The 14822-nt window shown below is 63.9% G+C and carries 12 protein-coding genes; 7 read left to right on the top strand and 5 right to left on the bottom strand.

Features of this window, described 5'->3' with window-relative positions:
• Positions 1 to 7: 7 nt before the first annotated feature.
• The 5 genes from ahbB (AC07ZH_RS07660) to AC07ZH_RS07640 are packed head-to-tail and all read left to right on the top strand — an operon-like array spanning position 8 to position 4846.
• Positions 8 to 1054, top strand: a complete 1047-nt coding sequence (gene ahbB / locus AC07ZH_RS07660; protein ID WP_495199223.1) for a siroheme decarboxylase subunit beta — start codon at positions 8 to 10, stop codon at positions 1052 to 1054.
• Positions 1038 to 1508, top strand: coding sequence for an Lrp/AsnC family transcriptional regulator (locus tag AC07ZH_RS07655; protein ID WP_495199222.1), 471 nt, complete (start codon positions 1038 to 1040; stop codon positions 1506 to 1508). The genes ahbB (AC07ZH_RS07660) and AC07ZH_RS07655 overlap by 17 nt, the downstream gene beginning before the upstream one ends.
• Positions 1498 to 1980: a siroheme decarboxylase subunit beta gene (gene ahbB / locus AC07ZH_RS07650; RefSeq protein ID WP_495199221.1), complete on the top strand. Its 483-nt coding sequence runs from the start codon at positions 1498 to 1500 to the stop codon at positions 1978 to 1980. The genes AC07ZH_RS07655 and ahbB (AC07ZH_RS07650) overlap by 11 nt, the downstream gene beginning before the upstream one ends.
• 3 nt (positions 1981 to 1983) lie before the next feature.
• On the top strand, positions 1984 to 3243 hold the full coding sequence (gene nirJ / locus AC07ZH_RS07645; RefSeq protein ID WP_495199220.1) for a heme d1 biosynthesis radical SAM protein NirJ: 1260 nt from the start codon (positions 1984 to 1986) through the stop codon (positions 3241 to 3243).
• A complete protein-coding gene (locus tag AC07ZH_RS07640; RefSeq protein WP_495199219.1) occupies positions 3236 to 4846 on the top strand; it encodes a cytochrome D1 domain-containing protein in 1611 nt (536 codons plus the stop codon). Before nirJ ends, AC07ZH_RS07640 begins: the two co-directional genes overlap by 8 nt.
• A gap of 354 nt (positions 4847 to 5200) precedes the next feature.
• Here AC07ZH_RS07640 and AC07ZH_RS07635 read toward each other — a convergent pair whose 3' ends face one another.
• On the bottom strand, positions 5201 to 5602 hold the full coding sequence (locus AC07ZH_RS07635; protein ID WP_119110173.1) for a DUF779 domain-containing protein: 402 nt from the start codon (positions 5600 to 5602) through the stop codon (positions 5201 to 5203).
• A 322-nt stretch (positions 5603 to 5924) separates the two neighbouring features.
• A complete protein-coding gene (gene exaC, locus AC07ZH_RS07630) occupies positions 5925 to 7448 on the bottom strand; it encodes an acetaldehyde dehydrogenase ExaC (protein WP_495199218.1) in 1524 nt (507 codons plus the stop codon).
• 302 nt (positions 7449 to 7750) lie between these two features.
• On the opposite strand from exaC, the gene AC07ZH_RS07625 reads away from it, so the two are divergent.
• The gene (locus AC07ZH_RS07625; protein WP_495199217.1) at positions 7751 to 9721 is read left to right on the top strand and encodes a sigma-54-dependent Fis family transcriptional regulator; all 1971 of its coding nucleotides are present in this window, start codon (positions 7751 to 7753) and stop codon (positions 9719 to 9721) included.
• A gap of 44 nt (positions 9722 to 9765) precedes the next feature.
• On the opposite strand, the gene AC07ZH_RS07620 is transcribed toward AC07ZH_RS07625, so the two are convergent.
• From AC07ZH_RS07620 to AC07ZH_RS07610, 3 genes are all read right to left on the bottom strand, one after another.
• Positions 9766 to 10761, bottom strand: coding sequence for a DUF6976 family protein (locus AC07ZH_RS07620; RefSeq protein WP_495199216.1), 996 nt, complete (start codon positions 10759 to 10761; stop codon positions 9766 to 9768).
• 14 nt (positions 10762 to 10775) lie between these two features.
• Complete coding sequence (locus AC07ZH_RS07615; protein WP_495199215.1) at positions 10776 to 11576, bottom strand: hypothetical protein; 801 nt, start codon at positions 11574 to 11576, stop codon at positions 10776 to 10778.
• 110 nt (positions 11577 to 11686) lie between these two features.
• Positions 11687 to 12208, bottom strand: a complete 522-nt coding sequence (locus tag AC07ZH_RS07610) for a DUF1097 domain-containing protein (protein ID WP_119110146.1) — start codon at positions 12206 to 12208, stop codon at positions 11687 to 11689.
• A gap of 498 nt (positions 12209 to 12706) precedes the next feature.
• On the opposite strand from AC07ZH_RS07610, the gene AC07ZH_RS07605 reads away from it, so the two are divergent.
• On the top strand, positions 12707 to 14677 hold the full coding sequence (locus tag AC07ZH_RS07605; RefSeq protein WP_495199214.1) for a sigma-54-dependent Fis family transcriptional regulator: 1971 nt from the start codon (positions 12707 to 12709) through the stop codon (positions 14675 to 14677).
• Positions 14678 to 14822: the final 145 nt, after the last annotated feature.

The following is a 14822-nucleotide window of genomic DNA, read 5'->3' as shown; positions in this document are numbered from 1 at the left end:
CAACCGCATGCCCTCCGTGCTCCCCACCGCCGATCCGCTGGTGCTGGCGCTGCTCAACCCCTGGCAGCGCGGCTTCCCGCTGGTGCGCGCGCCCTTTGCGCAGATCGGCGCCACCGCCCACCTGAGTGAAACGCAGGTGATCGACGGCTACCGCCGTCTGCAGGAGACAGGCGCACTCAGCCGCATTGGCGGCGTGTTCTCCGGAGGCGCAGGCGGCGCGGCCTTGCTCGCTGCCATGGCCGTGCCCCCCGCGCGTCTGGCCGAGGTCGCCGCCATCGTGTCGCAGCACCCCGGCGTCAACCACAACTACCAGCGCGAGCACACCCACAACCTGTGGTTCGTGATGACCGGTGCCGACCAGCACGCTGTCCAGAACGCCCTGCACAGCCTGGACGCAGCGACCGGCCTGCGCGCCCTGCAATTGCCCATGCTGCGCGCCTACCGCATCGATCTGGGCTTCGATCTGCGCTCGAACACGGCCGCCCACGCCATGCCCGAGGCGACTGGAACGACCCCCGTCGCCCCATCTGACCGGCCCCTTGCCGCCTTGCTGGAAGCCGGGCTTCCTTTGACGCCCCACCCCTTCGACGACTGGGCGCAAGTGCTGAACCGCACGCCAGAGGCCATTCTGGCCACGCTGCAACAGTGGCTGGACCAGGGCACGCTGCGGCGCATGGGCGCGATCGTGCGGCACCACGAACTGGGCTTTGACGCCAACGCCATGACGGTATTTGACATTCCTGAAGCTGCCGTTGACGCCTGTGGCGAGGCGCTGGCGCGCGAAACCGGCGTGACGCTGGCCTACCGGCGCGAACGCGCCGAAGGATGGCCCTACAACCTGTACTGCATGGTGCATGGCCGCGACCGCACCGAGGTGCTGGAGGTGATCGCACGCGCCATCGGCAATACAGGCCTGGCGCCCTACCCGCACGAGGTGCTGTTCTCCTGCCGCCGCTTCAAGCAGACCGGCCCCCGGCGTTTTCGCGCCCTGCCCGTCGCTATGGCCCCGGACACCGCTGCCACACCGGAGGTGCTCGATGCTGTCGCCGGATGACGCCCGCCTACTGGAGCGCCTGCACGGCGACCTGCCCCTGACCGAGCGGCCCTTCGCCGATGTGGCGGCCGAGTTTGGCTGGACCGAAGACGATGTGATCGGACGGCTGTCGGCCCTGTTGGAGAACGGCATGCTCACCCGCTTTGGCCCGTTGTTCCAGATCGAACGGGCCGGCGGCCTGTTCGTGCTGGCCGCCATAGCCGTGCCCGAGGAGCGCTACGAGGCTGTCACGGCCCAGGTCAACGCACACGCCGAGATCGCGCACAACTACCGGCGCGCCCATGCGCTGAACATGTGGTTCGTGCTCGGCACGGAGACCCCGGCGCAATGCGCGGCAGCCATCGCACGCATCGAGGCTGAAACAGGATTGAGCGTGCTGGCCTTTCCAAAAGAGCGCGAGTTCTTCGTCGAGCTCAAACTCCCTCTCACCAGCGGAGCCCCCCATGGCGCTTGACGACTTTGACCGCGCCCTTATCGCGACCACCCAGGGCGGCCTGCCGCTGGTGCCGCGCCCTTACGACGCCGTAGGCGAACGCCTGGGCGTCTCGGGCCAGCAGGTGCGCGAGCGGCTGGCACAGATGCTGGAGACCGGCCTGGTTCGCCGCATCGGCGCCGTACCCAACCACTACCGCCTGGGTTTTACCGCCAATGGCATGAGCGTGTGGAACGTGGACGACGCCCAGGTGGATGCCTTGGGCGAGCGCATCGGCCAGTTGCCAGGCGTGAGCCACTGCTACCGCCGCCCACGCCGCCTGCCAGCCTGGCCCTACAACCTGTTCGCCATGCTGCATGGCCGCTCGCGCGCCGAGGTCGAACAGCAGGCCGCGCAGGTGCAACAGCTCCTGGGCGCGGCCTGCACGGGCCACGACATTCTTTACTCCACCGCGATCCTGAAAAAAACCGGATTGCGCCTCAAGGAAAACTGAACCATGTTCCGCATCAGCCAGTACATGCGCGAGCTCGCGCACGCCGAAAAAACAGGGCATTACCCAGAGGCAGTGCACGCACGCCGGGGCAGCGGTGGCGCCCCCGGACCGGTGGTCATCTGGAACCTGATCCGCCGCTGCAACCTGACCTGCAAGCACTGCTATGCGCTCTCGGCTGACCACGACTACGAGGGGGAGCTCTCGACCAGCGAAGTGTTCGGCGTGATGGACGACCTCAAGGACTACCGCGTGCCGGTGCTCATCCTCTCGGGCGGCGAGCCGCTCATGCGCCCCGACATCTTCGAGGTCGCCGAACGTGCCAAGGCGATGAAGTTCTACACGGGCCTCTCGACCAACGGCACGCTGATCGACGAGGCCATGGCCGACCGCGTGGCCGCCACGGGGTTTGACTATGTGGGCATCAGCCTGGACGGCCTGCGCGAAACGCACGACCATTTCAGGCGGCTCGAAGGCGCTTTCGAGCGCAGCCTGGCCGCCGTGCGCCACCTGCACGCGCGCGGCGTGAAGGTAGGGCTGCGCTTCACCATGACCGCCATGAACGCGCACGACCTGCCCGCGCTGCTCGACCTGATGCGCGCCGAGCAGGTGGACAAGTTCTACTTCTCGCACCTCAACTACGCCGGCCGGGGCAACATCCACCGCGGCAAGGACGCGCAGTTCCAGGCCACGCGCAATGCGCTGGACATGCTGTTCGAGCGCGCCTGGCAGGCGGCGCTGGAGGGCCGCGAGGAAGACTACGTGACCGGCAACAACGACGCCGACGGCCCCTATCTGAGTCAGTGGGTGCGCGCACGCATGCCGCAGTGGGAGGCCCCCCTGCGCGAGCGCCTGGTCGCCTGGGGCGGCAATTCGAGCGGCGTGAACGTGGCCAACATCGACAACCTGGGCAGCGTGCACCCCGACACCATGTGGTGGCACCACGACCTGGGCAACGTGCGCCAGCGGCCTTTCTCGGCCATCTGGTCCGACACCTCCGAGCCGCTGATGGCCGGCCTCAAGGCCCACCCGCGCCCCGTGGGCGGGCGCTGCGCGCAGTGCCACTACTTTGACCTGTGCGGCGGCAACACCCGCGTGCGCGCCCAGCAGCTCACGGGCGACGCCTGGGCCGAAGACCCCGGCTGCTACCTGCGCGACGACGAGATCGGCCTCGCGGCGGGCAGCGATGCCAGCCGCGTCGCCGTGACGCCGTTTCGCAATGCACGCCAGACGATCCGCATCGTCGCCGGAGAAACCCATGTCTGACAACACACTCTTCGCCCGCGTCGCTCCCTGGCTGCTCGCCGCCGGCCTGATGTGGATGGGCCAGGGCCTGGCACGTGCGGATAGCGCGGCCGCACCCCACATCGACGCTGCCAGGCTCTACCAACAGCATTGCGCCACCTGCCACGACAGCGCGCGCACCGGCGGCATGGGGCCGGCGCTGCTGCCCGAGAGCCTGGAGCGCCTGCGCAACAAAGACGCCCTCGACGTGGTGCAGCACGGTCGCGCCGCCACCCAGATGGCGGGCTTTGCGCAGCAGCTCTTGCCTGAAGAGATTACCGCCGTGGTGGACTGGATCTACCGGCCCGTCATCCCCGCGCCCACCTGGAGCGACGCCGACGTCCGCGCATCACGCGTCGAGACACCCGGCGCCAAAGACCTGCCTGCCAAGCCCCAATGGAGCGCCGACCCGATGAACCTGTTTGTCGTGGTCGAAGCCGGTGACCACCATGTGTCCCTCGTCGATGGCGACCGCTTCGAAGTGATCCACAGGTTCCCCAGCCGCTACGCCCTGCACGGCGGACCGAAATTCACGCCCGACGGCCGCTTTGTCTATTTCGGCTCGCGCGACGGCTGGATCACCAAGTACGACCTGTGGAACCTCACGGTGGTGGCTGAAGTGCGCGCTGGCCTGAACATGCGCAACGTGGCCGTCAGCGGCGATGGCCGCTACGTGATGGCGGCCAACTACCTGCCCAAGGACGTGGTGCTGTTCGATGCCGACCTGCAACTCATCAAGCACATCGATGCGAGCACGCTCGATGGCAAGCAGACCTCGCGCGTCTCGGCCGTGTACGACGCCGAGCCGCGCAAGAGCTTCGTCGTCGCACTCAAAGATATTCCTGAACTTTGGGAAATTTCGTACGACGAAAAGGCGGCGCCCATCTACGACGGACTGGTGCACGACTACAAGATGGCCGAGGCGATCGCCAAACCCGGATTTCTGAACCCGCGCCGCACGCCACTCGACGAGCCACTGGACGACTTCTTCTTCGACCAGAGCTACAAGAACGTGCTGGGCTCCACCCGCCCCAAGCCCGGCGCGCAGGGAACCCCCAAGGCGCAGGTAGTCAACCTCGATGTGCGCCGCAAGATCGCCGAACTGCCGATGGCCGGCATGCCGCACCTGGGCTCGGGCATCACCTTCGCATGGAATGGCACCACCGTACTCGCCAGCCCCAACCTGAAGGACGGCACGATCGACGTGATCGACATGCACACCTGGAAGTTGGTCAAGGCCATTCCCACGCCCGGCCCAGGCTTCTTCATCCGCAGCCACGAGAACACCCGTTACGCCTGGGCCGACTCCATGATGAGCCCAACAGCCAAGGACACGCTGACGCTGATCGACAAGCAGACTTTGGAGCCCGTGGCGACTCTGCGCGAACCCGGCCACACCTTGGCACACACCGAATTCACCAAGGATGGCCGCTACGCGCTGGTGAGCGTGTGGGACATGGACGGGGCGCTCATCGTCTTTGACGCCAAGACGCTCAAGGAGGTCAAGCGCCTGCCCATGAAAAAACCTGTGGGCAAGTACAACGTATGGAACAAGATCACGCGCTCGGAAGGCACCTCGCACTAAGGCGATGCTGGATAGGTCACCGCGATGGCGCGCGCCGCCGTGCATCGGGATGGGAGGCAAGGCGCCAACCGCAGCCATAGCCGCAGCTATGGCGAGGATTGGCAACGCCGCAGACCGCCCGAAGCACGGATGCGCGGCACGTGAGGGACTTGTTCAGCATTGCCCTAAAGCCCAGTGAGGCTGGGCCCACGGGCTGTACGGATTCTTGTGAAAATTGATAGAAAAATGGCTTCTAGCGCTTATCCAATAAGCGTAGGAAGCTATTTATTTAGGAGCAATCCAAGTCTTTTTGGGCCCTGCTTTTTTGATCCAAGCTGAGAAAAAATAGCAGGGCCAGCAGCCCCGCGCCTGATTTCACTTCAGTGGGCACGCAGGCAGCGCGTCTGCACTGGGCCGGCTGATACCCAGCGTCTGCAATTCCTCGTCGGTGAACACCCGCGAGCGCGTATGGAAGGCCTTGCCCTCCGGCCCTTCGAGCGAAAAGCTGCCGCCATGGCCCTCGATCACATCGAGGATGAGTTGGGTATGTTTCCAGGTTTCGTACTGCGCGCGTCCCATGTAGAACGGGCAGCCGCCCACATCGCCCAGGTACACATCGCCAGCCCCCATGGTGATCTCGCCGGGCAGGAAGCAATTGGCCGCGCTGTTGTCACAACAACCGCCTGACTGGTGAAACATCAGTTCAGGGCCGTATTTGGTTTGGAGGAAAGCCACCAGTTCCAGTGCGGCAGGTGTGGCAATGATTTTGTCGACCATGCTCGTCTCCTTGTTCTCTAAAGCCTAGACCGATCGGCAGTTGGCCGCTGAGGCGTCTTCTCTATCCCTTGTGCAACCAGGGTTTGGTGGCTTCGACCGCGCTCGCCGCAAGGGTGCGTTGTGCCCACCAGCACCGCACTCGGCGCGCCATGCAGCGCGACCCCTCCTTGCGGGCATGAACCCGCTGCCTCGTCTCGCTCACCTTGCCTGGCACACCGCTAACGGCACCGCCGCGCGGAGCCAAATGCCGGTTTCAGGTTCTCAAACGAAGAAGGGGAGCGGCTGCCCGCACCCCTTCGCTCATTGGTAGCAGCCGCCGGCCTTAAAAGAAGCCCAGCTTGTTTTCGCTGTAGCTCACGAGCAGGTTCTTGGTCTGCTGGTAGTGGTCGAGCATCATCTTGTGCGTCTCACGCCCAATACCCGATTCCTTGTAACCGCCGAACGCAGCGTGCGCCGGGTAGGCGTGGTAGCAGTTGGTCCACACGCGCCCGGCCTTGATGGCGCGGCCCATGCGGTAGGCCACGTTGCCGTTGCGGCTCCACACGCCGGCACCCAGGCCGTACAGCGTGTCATTGGCAATGGCCAGCGCTTCAGCTTCGTCCTTGAAGGTGGTCACGGCCAGCACGGGACCAAAGATTTCTTCCTGGAAAATGCGCATCTTGTTGTGGCCCTTGAACAGCGTGGGCTGCACGTAGTAGCCGCCTTCCAAGTCCCCGCCCAGATGCGCTTGGCTGCCACCGGCCAGCACCTCGGCACCTTCCTGTTTGCCCAGATCAAGGTACGACAGAATCTTGGTGAGCTGCTCTTTGGAGGCCTGTGCGCCCATCATGCTGTCGGTGTCCAGCGGGTTCATGTGCTTGATGGACGCCACGCGTTTGAGCACACGTTCCATGAACTTGTCGTAGATGGATTCCTGGATCAGTGCGCGCGATGGGCAGGTGCAAACCTCACCCTGGTTAAAGGCAAACAGCACCAGGCCTTCAATCGCCTTGTCGAGGAAGGCATCGTCTTTGTCCATGATGTCGGCAAAGAAGATGTTGGGCGACTTGCCACCCAGCTCCAGCGTGGCGGGAATCAGGTTGTTGGCCGCGGCCTGCGCAATCACGCGGCCCGTGGTGGTGGAACCAGTAAAGGCAATCTTGGCAATGCGCTTGCTGGTGGCCAGCGGCATGCCGGCTTCACGGCCGTAGCCGTTGACGATATTGAGCACGCCAGGGGGAACGATGTCGGCAATCAGCTCGGCCAAAATCAGAATGCTGATGGGGGTGCTCTCTGCGGGCTTGAGCACCACGCAGTTGCCGGCGCCAATGGCAGGGGCCAGTTTCCAGGCTGCCATCAGGATGGGGAAGTTCCACGGAATGATCTGGCCCACCACGCCCAGAGGTTCCTGGATGTGGTACGCCACGGTGTTCTCATCGATGTTGGACAGCGCGCCTTCTTGTGCCCGCACGCAGCCGGCAAAGTAGCGGAAATGGTCCACGGTGAGCGGAATGTCGGCGTTCAGCGTCTCGCGGATCGCCTTGCCGTTGTCCACGGTTTCAGCGTAGGCCAGCAACTCCAGATTTTGCTCAATGCGGTCGGCAATCTTGAGCAGGATGTTGGAGCGCGTGGCGGCGTCGGTCTTGCCCCAGGCGTCGGCGGCGGCGTGGGCGGCGTCGAGCGCCAGTTCGATGTCTTCGGCGGTGGAGCGGGCTACCTGCGTATAGACCTTTCCACTGATAGGCGTCACCACGTCAAAGTATTGGCCTTTCACAGGGGCGACGAACTTGCCACCGATGAAGTTGTTGTACTGGGGTTTGTAGGCGATTTTGGCGCCAGCGGCGCCAGGGGCTGCATAAACGGTCATGTGCTTGTCTCCAGGTGAAAAGTCAATCCAGCGTCCACTTGGACGGCCAGATACCAGACACCATTCACAAACCGTGCCAGGCTGTCCCTGTGCTGCCAATGCATTGAATTTGCAGGACCTTGCAAACTTTCTGAGCAGGATGCCGCCAGTCGCCCGTGGGGCGACGCTCCACAGTGCAACGACTGTCACAGAACGAAACACTTGGCCAGCATAGGGGTAATGCACAGTTGCCTGCGGGTGGCGAGCCGCCCATACTCGCGCCAAAAAGCGGGGCACCCCAGCACCCGCACAGGAGACAACACATGCCATCGATCCCTACTCCCATCGCCTTGCGCCAGGCCAGGCAGCATCTGCTGGAATCGGGCCAGTGCCCAGGTGGCCTGGTCCATGAACGCCTGACGCGTTCGTGGTCGCGCAGCATGGCAGCGGGGTTGGTGCCCACGGGCCGGGTGCTGGCGCCCGAGCCAGCAAGCAGCGGCAGCCTGCGCCAGGCCCTGTCGGCCAGCCATTCGCTCTTGGCGCATTCACGCCCCATCATGGAATATGTGTTTGACCAGGTGCGCCACAGCCAGAGCGTGGTCGTGCTGGCCGACCCCCGCGGCATGCTGGTGCACACGCTGGGCGACCCGCTTTTCGCCGACAAGGCGGCACGCGTGGCGCTGGCCTGCGGGGCGTCCTGGCACGAGGAACACCGCGGCACGAATGCCGTTGGCACAGCCCTGGTCGAGCGCAGCGCCGTGCAGATACACGGCTCCGAGCACTTCCTGGAGCGCAACAGTTTCCTGACCTGCGCGGCTTCGCCCATTCTGTCGGCCACGGGCGATCTGCTGGGTATCCTGGACATTTCTGGCGACCACCGCAGCGGCCAGGCCCATGGGCATACGCTGGGCCTGGTCAGTACGGCCGCCCGCATGATCGAGAACCGCCTGCTGGTGGCCACCTGCCAGCGCAACCTTCGGCTGCACTTGCACACGCAGCCCGAAGGCATTGGCAGCGTCGCGGAAGGCATTGTGGTGGTCTCCGAGGACGGCTGGATCGTGGGCGCCAACCGCGTGGCCCTGACGCAGCTGGGCCTGCAGACCGGGGACATCGGCGCGACGCTGCTCGAACGCGTACTCGATGTGCGGCTCGATGACCTGCTCACCCGCCACCAGCGCCGGTCCTCGCAGACCCACATGCTTCGCTTGCACAGCGGCGCCACGCTGTTTGCCCAGCTGCAGGCGGATGCGGCTACCTGGCCCACGCGCCGCGCGAGCAGTGCGGCGCACCTTCAGCCTGCACAGCCCGCGGGCGATGCACTGGCCCAGATCGATACGGGCGATGCCCGCTGGCGCGCCGCCGCCGACAAGGTGCGCCGCGTGGTGGGCAAGCCTATCGCGGTGTTGATCCAGGGTGAGTGCGGCGTGGGCAAGGAGGTGTTTGCGCGCGCCTTGCATGCCAGCGGTCCGCGGCATGCAGCGCCCTTTGTCGCCATCAACTGCGGTGCCATTCCAGAATCCCTGATCGAGGCCGAGCTGTTTGGCTACGTGGGCGGGGCTTTTACGGGCGCGCGCAAGGAGGGAAGCCTGGGGCGCCTGCGCGAAGCGCATGGCGGCACGCTGTTTCTCGATGAGATTGGCGATATGCCGCTGCCCATGCAGACCCGGCTGCTGCGGGTGCTGCAGGAGCGCAGCGTCACGCCGGTCGGCTCGGGCACGGCGGTGCCGGTGGACTTTGCTCTTGTCTGCGCCACGCATTGCCAGTTGCTGGAGGCTGCAGCGCAGGGGCGTTTCCGGCAAGACCTGTACTACCGCATCAATGGCCTGACGGTGCAGTTGCCGGCGCTGCGCGAGCGCAGCGATTTCGGGGCGCTCGCCCAGCGGTTGCTGCACGACCTGCACCCGGAGCGCGCGCTGCAGTTGGCGCCAGATCTGTATGCACAGCTGGCCGGTTACGCCTGGCCCGGCAATCTGCGCCAGGTCGCGAGTGTGCTGCGCACGGCCTGCGCCATGCTGGGGGACGAGGAGGACACGCTGGACTGGGTGCATATGCCTGATGACCTGATCGCCGCCTTGTCCCTTCCTTTGAAGAATGCAGTCGCTGCACCGTGCCCTACAGACCAAGTGCCGGCCCAGAACGCCACGCTCAACCTGCAGGAGTTGTCGCACGCCGCCATCCAGCAAGCCCTGCAAAGCACGCGCGGCAACGTCACCCAGGCCGCTCGCCAGTTGGGTATCAGCCGGCAGACCATCTACCGCAAGCTCGAAGCCGCCCGTGCGCCGCGCAGTGCCTGAGGGACTTGTTCTGCGTGACCTGCCCCCTTGGCGAGCCGCACTCGTCAGTGCATTTCCAAGGTCATCTGCACCATGGTCTGGTTCAGCAACTGGTAGGCCACTTCGCCAAAAGTCATCGGACCAATCACCTGCCCGGTGTGTTTTCCCTCTAGTTCCCCATAGAGGTAATTGAGAATGCAGTTGCAGGAAAAACTGGCCTCTGGCAGATCGGCGCTGGCCTGCGCGAAGGCTGCCTCATAGTCGACATGGAACGAATCGGCAAGCCGGTACGCAACCTTAGGAAAAACCGGGCCGTAGAAATCTACGGTCGCGTCCTGGGAATTGACCGCCTTGAAGCTCACATTGACGCTGGCGCCGTTGTAGTCGGCCACCAGGGGCAAGCGTGTGTCGTGGCCCATCTCCTTCAAGTACTTTGCGAAAGACACGGGCCTCTGGTTGATAACGCAGGTAGACGCACTGAAGCCTTCTTTTTCGAAATAGATGACGTCACCACTGCCTTGCTTGAACAGGTTGACAATGCTCACATTGACGCTGATGTTGTCTGGCAAGGGTACATGCAGCACCACGGCCCGGTCTTCGAACAGCTCACCCGTGCGCCCGTCCAAGGTCTTGGGCTTGCACGTGGCCAGGTCATCTAGATGAGCGCCAGAGATCCAACCCACCAGGGGCTTCATGTACATGTCTTCGTACATGGGCGCGTTTTTGGCGAATTCGTAATGAATCCTGGAAAAGGCAGGAAGAATGATCAGGCTGTAACCGTTGTCAGGTCCATCCTGGCACACCGACGGCAGATGCTGCGCGTCGTATTGGGTGATAGTCGGGAGGAGACCAAAGGTATCGAGTTTGGTCACGAAGACTTGCTCGCGAGTGGTTTGTCCGCCTTCCTGCGCCATGAAGTAAGCAATCGTGCCGCCAATCCAGTTGCCCCTGGGAAGACCTACCAGAACCGCTTCGTCACCCGCGATGGCGAGGTACGCCCCACTGGCAATGAGCGCCGCCGCCTCGCGCGGTTCAAGCAGGGCTTGGTTCAAGACATTCATGTTCGATTCCCTACTTAGAACGGTTTGAGCTGGACCAGTTCATGCCGGAGCACGCGCTGATGCCGCTCCACGTAGCGATGCAGTTCACGCAGCTTCATGATTTTCACGTCTGCACTTTGCAACTGGCTGACTTGTTGCCGCAGCTTCGTTAGCAAGAGCTGAAGACTGAGCGTCTTGATATCGATGTTCAGTTTCCCAGTAATCAAATGTTCCCACACCGGATCAGACACGTCGGGAACCGGGATGGCCGTCTCAACTGCTTTGGCATCCGGCGCAGCAGCCTGTATCGCCGCTGGTGCCTGGGATTCGGAGTGAAATTTCGCCCTGCGCCGCACTGATGGTTGGTATTCGAAGTTCAGCAGTCCATTGTCCAGGTCGAACTTGAACTTCCAGAGTTCGGCAAACGGAATGCGCAGCACCTCGCAAATGACCTGCATGTCGACACCTTCCATCAGCAGTTGGAAGATTCTCTTTGCCAGGCACTTGGTGAACGGGCTGTTGGGCAGACCAAGCCAGTCCAGTTCATGGTCGTCAGGCTGCAGCGGGTCGCATGTATGAACCACGCAGCTGTAGGTCATGCAATCCACATGGCGCCATTGCTTGTCTTCAGCGCTGGTGATTTTGCTGGGCACTCGTGCCGCCTTTGGGACAAACCACAGGCGCCGTTGCTCGGCGGTCGCTAGGCCTTGGTTGGTGATCCACAGGTGGATCGTTTTGGAGACTTCGTTTACCGTGCATTTGCTGGCTCGCCAAGGCAAACGCAGACCCACCGCCAAACCAAATTCTTCAATCGGCAGCATTTGTTGAGCTTGCATACGCGTACTTCTCCCAATGGGGCAACAGCGGATCGAAAAGAATCAAGCGGCCTGTCTGGCCGCTTGATTCCCCCTAGCCACAATGAAAATCGCGGTAGACCGAATTGCGCCTACGCTTTCGTCATCGCAGCGCCCCAGCGCGCTGACACCAGGCCGAAGAGCCCCCCTACCACCAGCGACAGAGAGACCACGATCAGCGAGTTTTTCAAGGTTGCCGAGAGCAGCACGTCAAGCTTGAGCATGTCGGGGGTTTGCAGCAGGTACGCAAAGGTGGAGGCAAAGCCAAACACCGTGGCAGGAATAGTGGCCAGTGCCGGCACGTTGGCCGCCAACACCACGACCACCACGCCAACACCCACCGCCAGCGCCGCCCACAGAGGCAAACCCAGAAGCCCCGCGAACGGCAGCGCAAGGATCGCCACCGCAACCACCCAAGCCACCAACGCCCCGAAGACGCCACAGACAATCAGTTTTTGCAGCGCAGCCAGATCTGCACCCAGCGCGTAGAAAGCCCCCCAGGCCACGAACACGGCCCATATCAGGTACACCCCGCTGAATGGCCCAAGGGCAAGAAATGTGGCCAGAGCGCCCAACACCGAGATGCTGATGGCCAGCGCGTTCAAATTCTTCATCGTCGTCTCCTTTTATTTGCTAATGAATGAAGTCATACCTACCCACAGGAACGTCACTGACCACTCGCCCAACCTCTGCTGCCTGGGTAACCGATTACCCCTTGCATGGCCCTTGGCGACCCACTTCGATAGAATTGAACGTAGGTGTTAGCTTCGGGGATGCTTTGTTCGGCCCTGAGTCAAATCCGCTCCTAGGAAGCGTGGGTAGCAAGTTGTGTGCCTTGCGCGACATCCCATGTGCGGAAAACGCTGTACAGCCGTGCGATGGCACCTGATACAGGCCGTCAAGCCTGCAACCCAGAACCTCCGAAGACTGCGCCCGAATAGGCTGTCATGGGGTGCACTGGCCCTTGGCGACAACGCTCCACAGTGCAACGACTGTCACAGAACGAAACACTTGGCCAGCATAGGGGTAATGCACAGTTGCCTGCGGGTGGCGAGCCGCCCATACTCGCGCCAAAAAGCGGGGCACCCCAGCACCCGCACAGGAGACAACACATGCCATCGATCCCTACTCCCATCGCCTTGCGCCAGGCCAGGCAGCATCTGCTGGAATCGGGCCAGTGCCCAGGTGGCCTGGTCCATGAACGCCTGACGCGTTCGTGGTCGCGCAGCATGGCAGCGGGGTTGGTGCCCACGGGCCGGGTGCTGGCGCCCGAGCCAGCAAGCAGCGGCAGCCTGCGCCAGGCCCTGTCGGCCAGCCATTCGCTCTTGGCGCATTCACGCCCCATCATGGAATATGTGTTTGACCAGGTGCGCCACAGCCAGAGCGTGGTCGTGCTGGCCGACCCCCGCGGCATGCTGGTGCACACGCTGGGCGACCCGCTTTTCGCCGACAAGGCGGCACGCGTGGCGCTGGCCTGCGGGGCGTCCTGGCACGAGGAACACCGCGGCACGAATGCCGTTGGCACAGCCCTGGTCGAGCGCAGCGCCGTGCAGATACACGGCTCCGAGCACTTCCTGGAGCGCAACAGTTTCCTGACCTGCGCGGCTTCGCCCATTCTGTCGGCCACGGGCGATCTGCTGGGTATCCTGGACATTTCTGGCGACCACCGCAGCGGCCAGGCCCATGGGCATACGCTGGGCCTGGTCAGTACGGCCGCCCGCATGATCGAGAACCGCCTGCTGGTGGCCACCTGCCAGCGCAACCTTCGGCTGCACTTGCACACGCAGCCCGAAGGCATTGGCAGCGTCGCGGAAGGCATTGTGGTGGTCTCCGAGGACGGCTGGATCGTGGGCGCCAACCGCGTGGCCCTGACGCAGCTGGGCCTGCAGACCGGGGACATCGGCGCGACGCTGCTCGAACGCGTACTCGATGTGCGGCTCGATGACCTGCTCACCCGCCACCAGCGCCGGTCCTCGCAGACCCACATGCTTCGCTTGCACAGCGGCGCCACGCTGTTTGCCCAGCTGCAGGCGGATGCGGCTACCTGGCCCACGCGCCGCGCGAGCAGTGCGGCGCACCTTCAGCCTGCACAGCCCGCGGGCGATGCACTGGCCCAGATCGATACGGGCGATGCCCGCTGGCGCGCCGCCGCCGACAAGGTGCGCCGCGTGGTGGGCAAGCCTATCGCGGTGTTGATCCAGGGTGAGTGCGGCGTGGGCAAGGAGGTGTTTGCGCGCGCCTTGCATGCCAGCGGTCCGCGGCATGCAGCGCCCTTTGTCGCCATCAACTGCGGTGCCATTCCAGAATCCCTGATCGAGGCCGAGCTGTTTGGCTACGTGGGCGGGGCTTTTACGGGCGCGCGCAAGGAGGGAAGCCTGGGGCGCCTGCGCGAAGCGCATGGCGGCACGCTGTTTCTCGATGAGATTGGCGATATGCCGCTGCCCATGCAGACCCGGCTGCTGCGGGTGCTGCAGGAGCGCAGCGTCACGCCGGTCGGCTCGGGCACGGCGGTGCCGGTGGACTTTGCTCTTGTCTGCGCCACGCATTGCCAGTTGCTGGAGGCTGCAGCGCAGGGGCGTTTCCGGCAAGACCTGTACTACCGCATCAATGGCCTGACGGTGCAGTTGCCGGCGCTGCGCGAGCGCAGCGATTTCGGGGCGCTCGCCCAGCGGTTGCTGCACGACCTGCACCCGGAGCGCGCGCTGCAGTTGGCGCCAGATCTGTATGCACAGCTGGCCGGTTACGCCTGGCCCGGCAATCTGCGCCAGGTCGCGAGTGTGCTGCGCACGGCCTGCGCCATGCTGGGGGACGAGGAGGACACGCTGGACTGGGTGCATATGCCTGATGACCTGATCGCCGCCTTGTCCCTTCCTTTGAAGAATGCAGTCGCTGCACCGTGCCCTACAGACCAAGTGCCGGCCCAGAACGCCACGCTCAACCTGCAGGAGTTGTCGCACGCCGCCATCCAGCAAGCCCTGCAAAGCACGCGCGGCAACGTCACCCAGGCCGCTCGCCAGTTGGGTATCAGCCGGCAGACCATCTACCGCAAGCTCGAAGCCAGCGCCGCTCGACAGCCTTCTTGACGGGCCGACCTGCGCCACTGGACAGGGGGTACCAGCATGCGTCCATAGGCGCCTTCTCCCTGAGAACGTGAGCCCATACGTTCTGAGGGTGCCACCGTAGAAAACATCCTGCAAAAAACCCGCTCCTGTTGGGGTCGGAGCCATT

The sequence above is a fragment of the Simplicispira sp. GW247-4R2A genome (genome assembly GCF_059424465.1).
This window is presented reverse-complemented; position numbering and strand designations above follow the sequence as displayed.

What these genes read in the sequence shown, in the direction of transcription:
- AC07ZH_RS07605 (WP_495199214.1), top strand. Translation starts at nt 12,707, where the DNA reads ATGCCATCGATCCCTACTCCCATCGCCTTGCGCCAGGCCAGGCAGCAT.
- exaC (WP_495199218.1), bottom strand. Translation starts at nt 7,448, where the DNA reads ATGACCGTTTATGCAGCCCCTGGCGCCGCTGGCGCCAAAATCGCCTAC.
- AC07ZH_RS07615 (WP_495199215.1), bottom strand. Translation starts at nt 11,576, where the DNA reads ATGCAAGCTCAACAAATGCTGCCGATTGAAGAATTTGGTTTGGCGGTG.
- AC07ZH_RS07640 (WP_495199219.1), top strand. Translation starts at nt 3,236, where the DNA reads ATGTCTGACAACACACTCTTCGCCCGCGTCGCTCCCTGGCTGCTCGCC.
- ahbB (WP_495199223.1), top strand. Translation starts at nt 8, where the DNA reads ATGCCCTCCGTGCTCCCCACCGCCGATCCGCTGGTGCTGGCGCTGCTC.
- AC07ZH_RS07635 (WP_119110173.1), bottom strand. Translation starts at nt 5,602, where the DNA reads ATGGTCGACAAAATCATTGCCACACCTGCCGCACTGGAACTGGTGGCT.
- AC07ZH_RS07610 (WP_119110146.1), bottom strand. Translation starts at nt 12,208, where the DNA reads ATGAAGAATTTGAACGCGCTGGCCATCAGCATCTCGGTGTTGGGCGCT.
- AC07ZH_RS07655 (WP_495199222.1), top strand. Translation starts at nt 1,038, where the DNA reads ATGCTGTCGCCGGATGACGCCCGCCTACTGGAGCGCCTGCACGGCGAC.
- AC07ZH_RS07620 (WP_495199216.1), bottom strand. Translation starts at nt 10,761, where the DNA reads ATGAATGTCTTGAACCAAGCCCTGCTTGAACCGCGCGAGGCGGCGGCG.
- nirJ (WP_495199220.1), top strand. Translation starts at nt 1,984, where the DNA reads ATGTTCCGCATCAGCCAGTACATGCGCGAGCTCGCGCACGCCGAAAAA.
- ahbB (WP_495199221.1), top strand. Translation starts at nt 1,498, where the DNA reads ATGGCGCTTGACGACTTTGACCGCGCCCTTATCGCGACCACCCAGGGC.
- AC07ZH_RS07625 (WP_495199217.1), top strand. Translation starts at nt 7,751, where the DNA reads ATGCCATCGATCCCTACTCCCATCGCCTTGCGCCAGGCCAGGCAGCAT.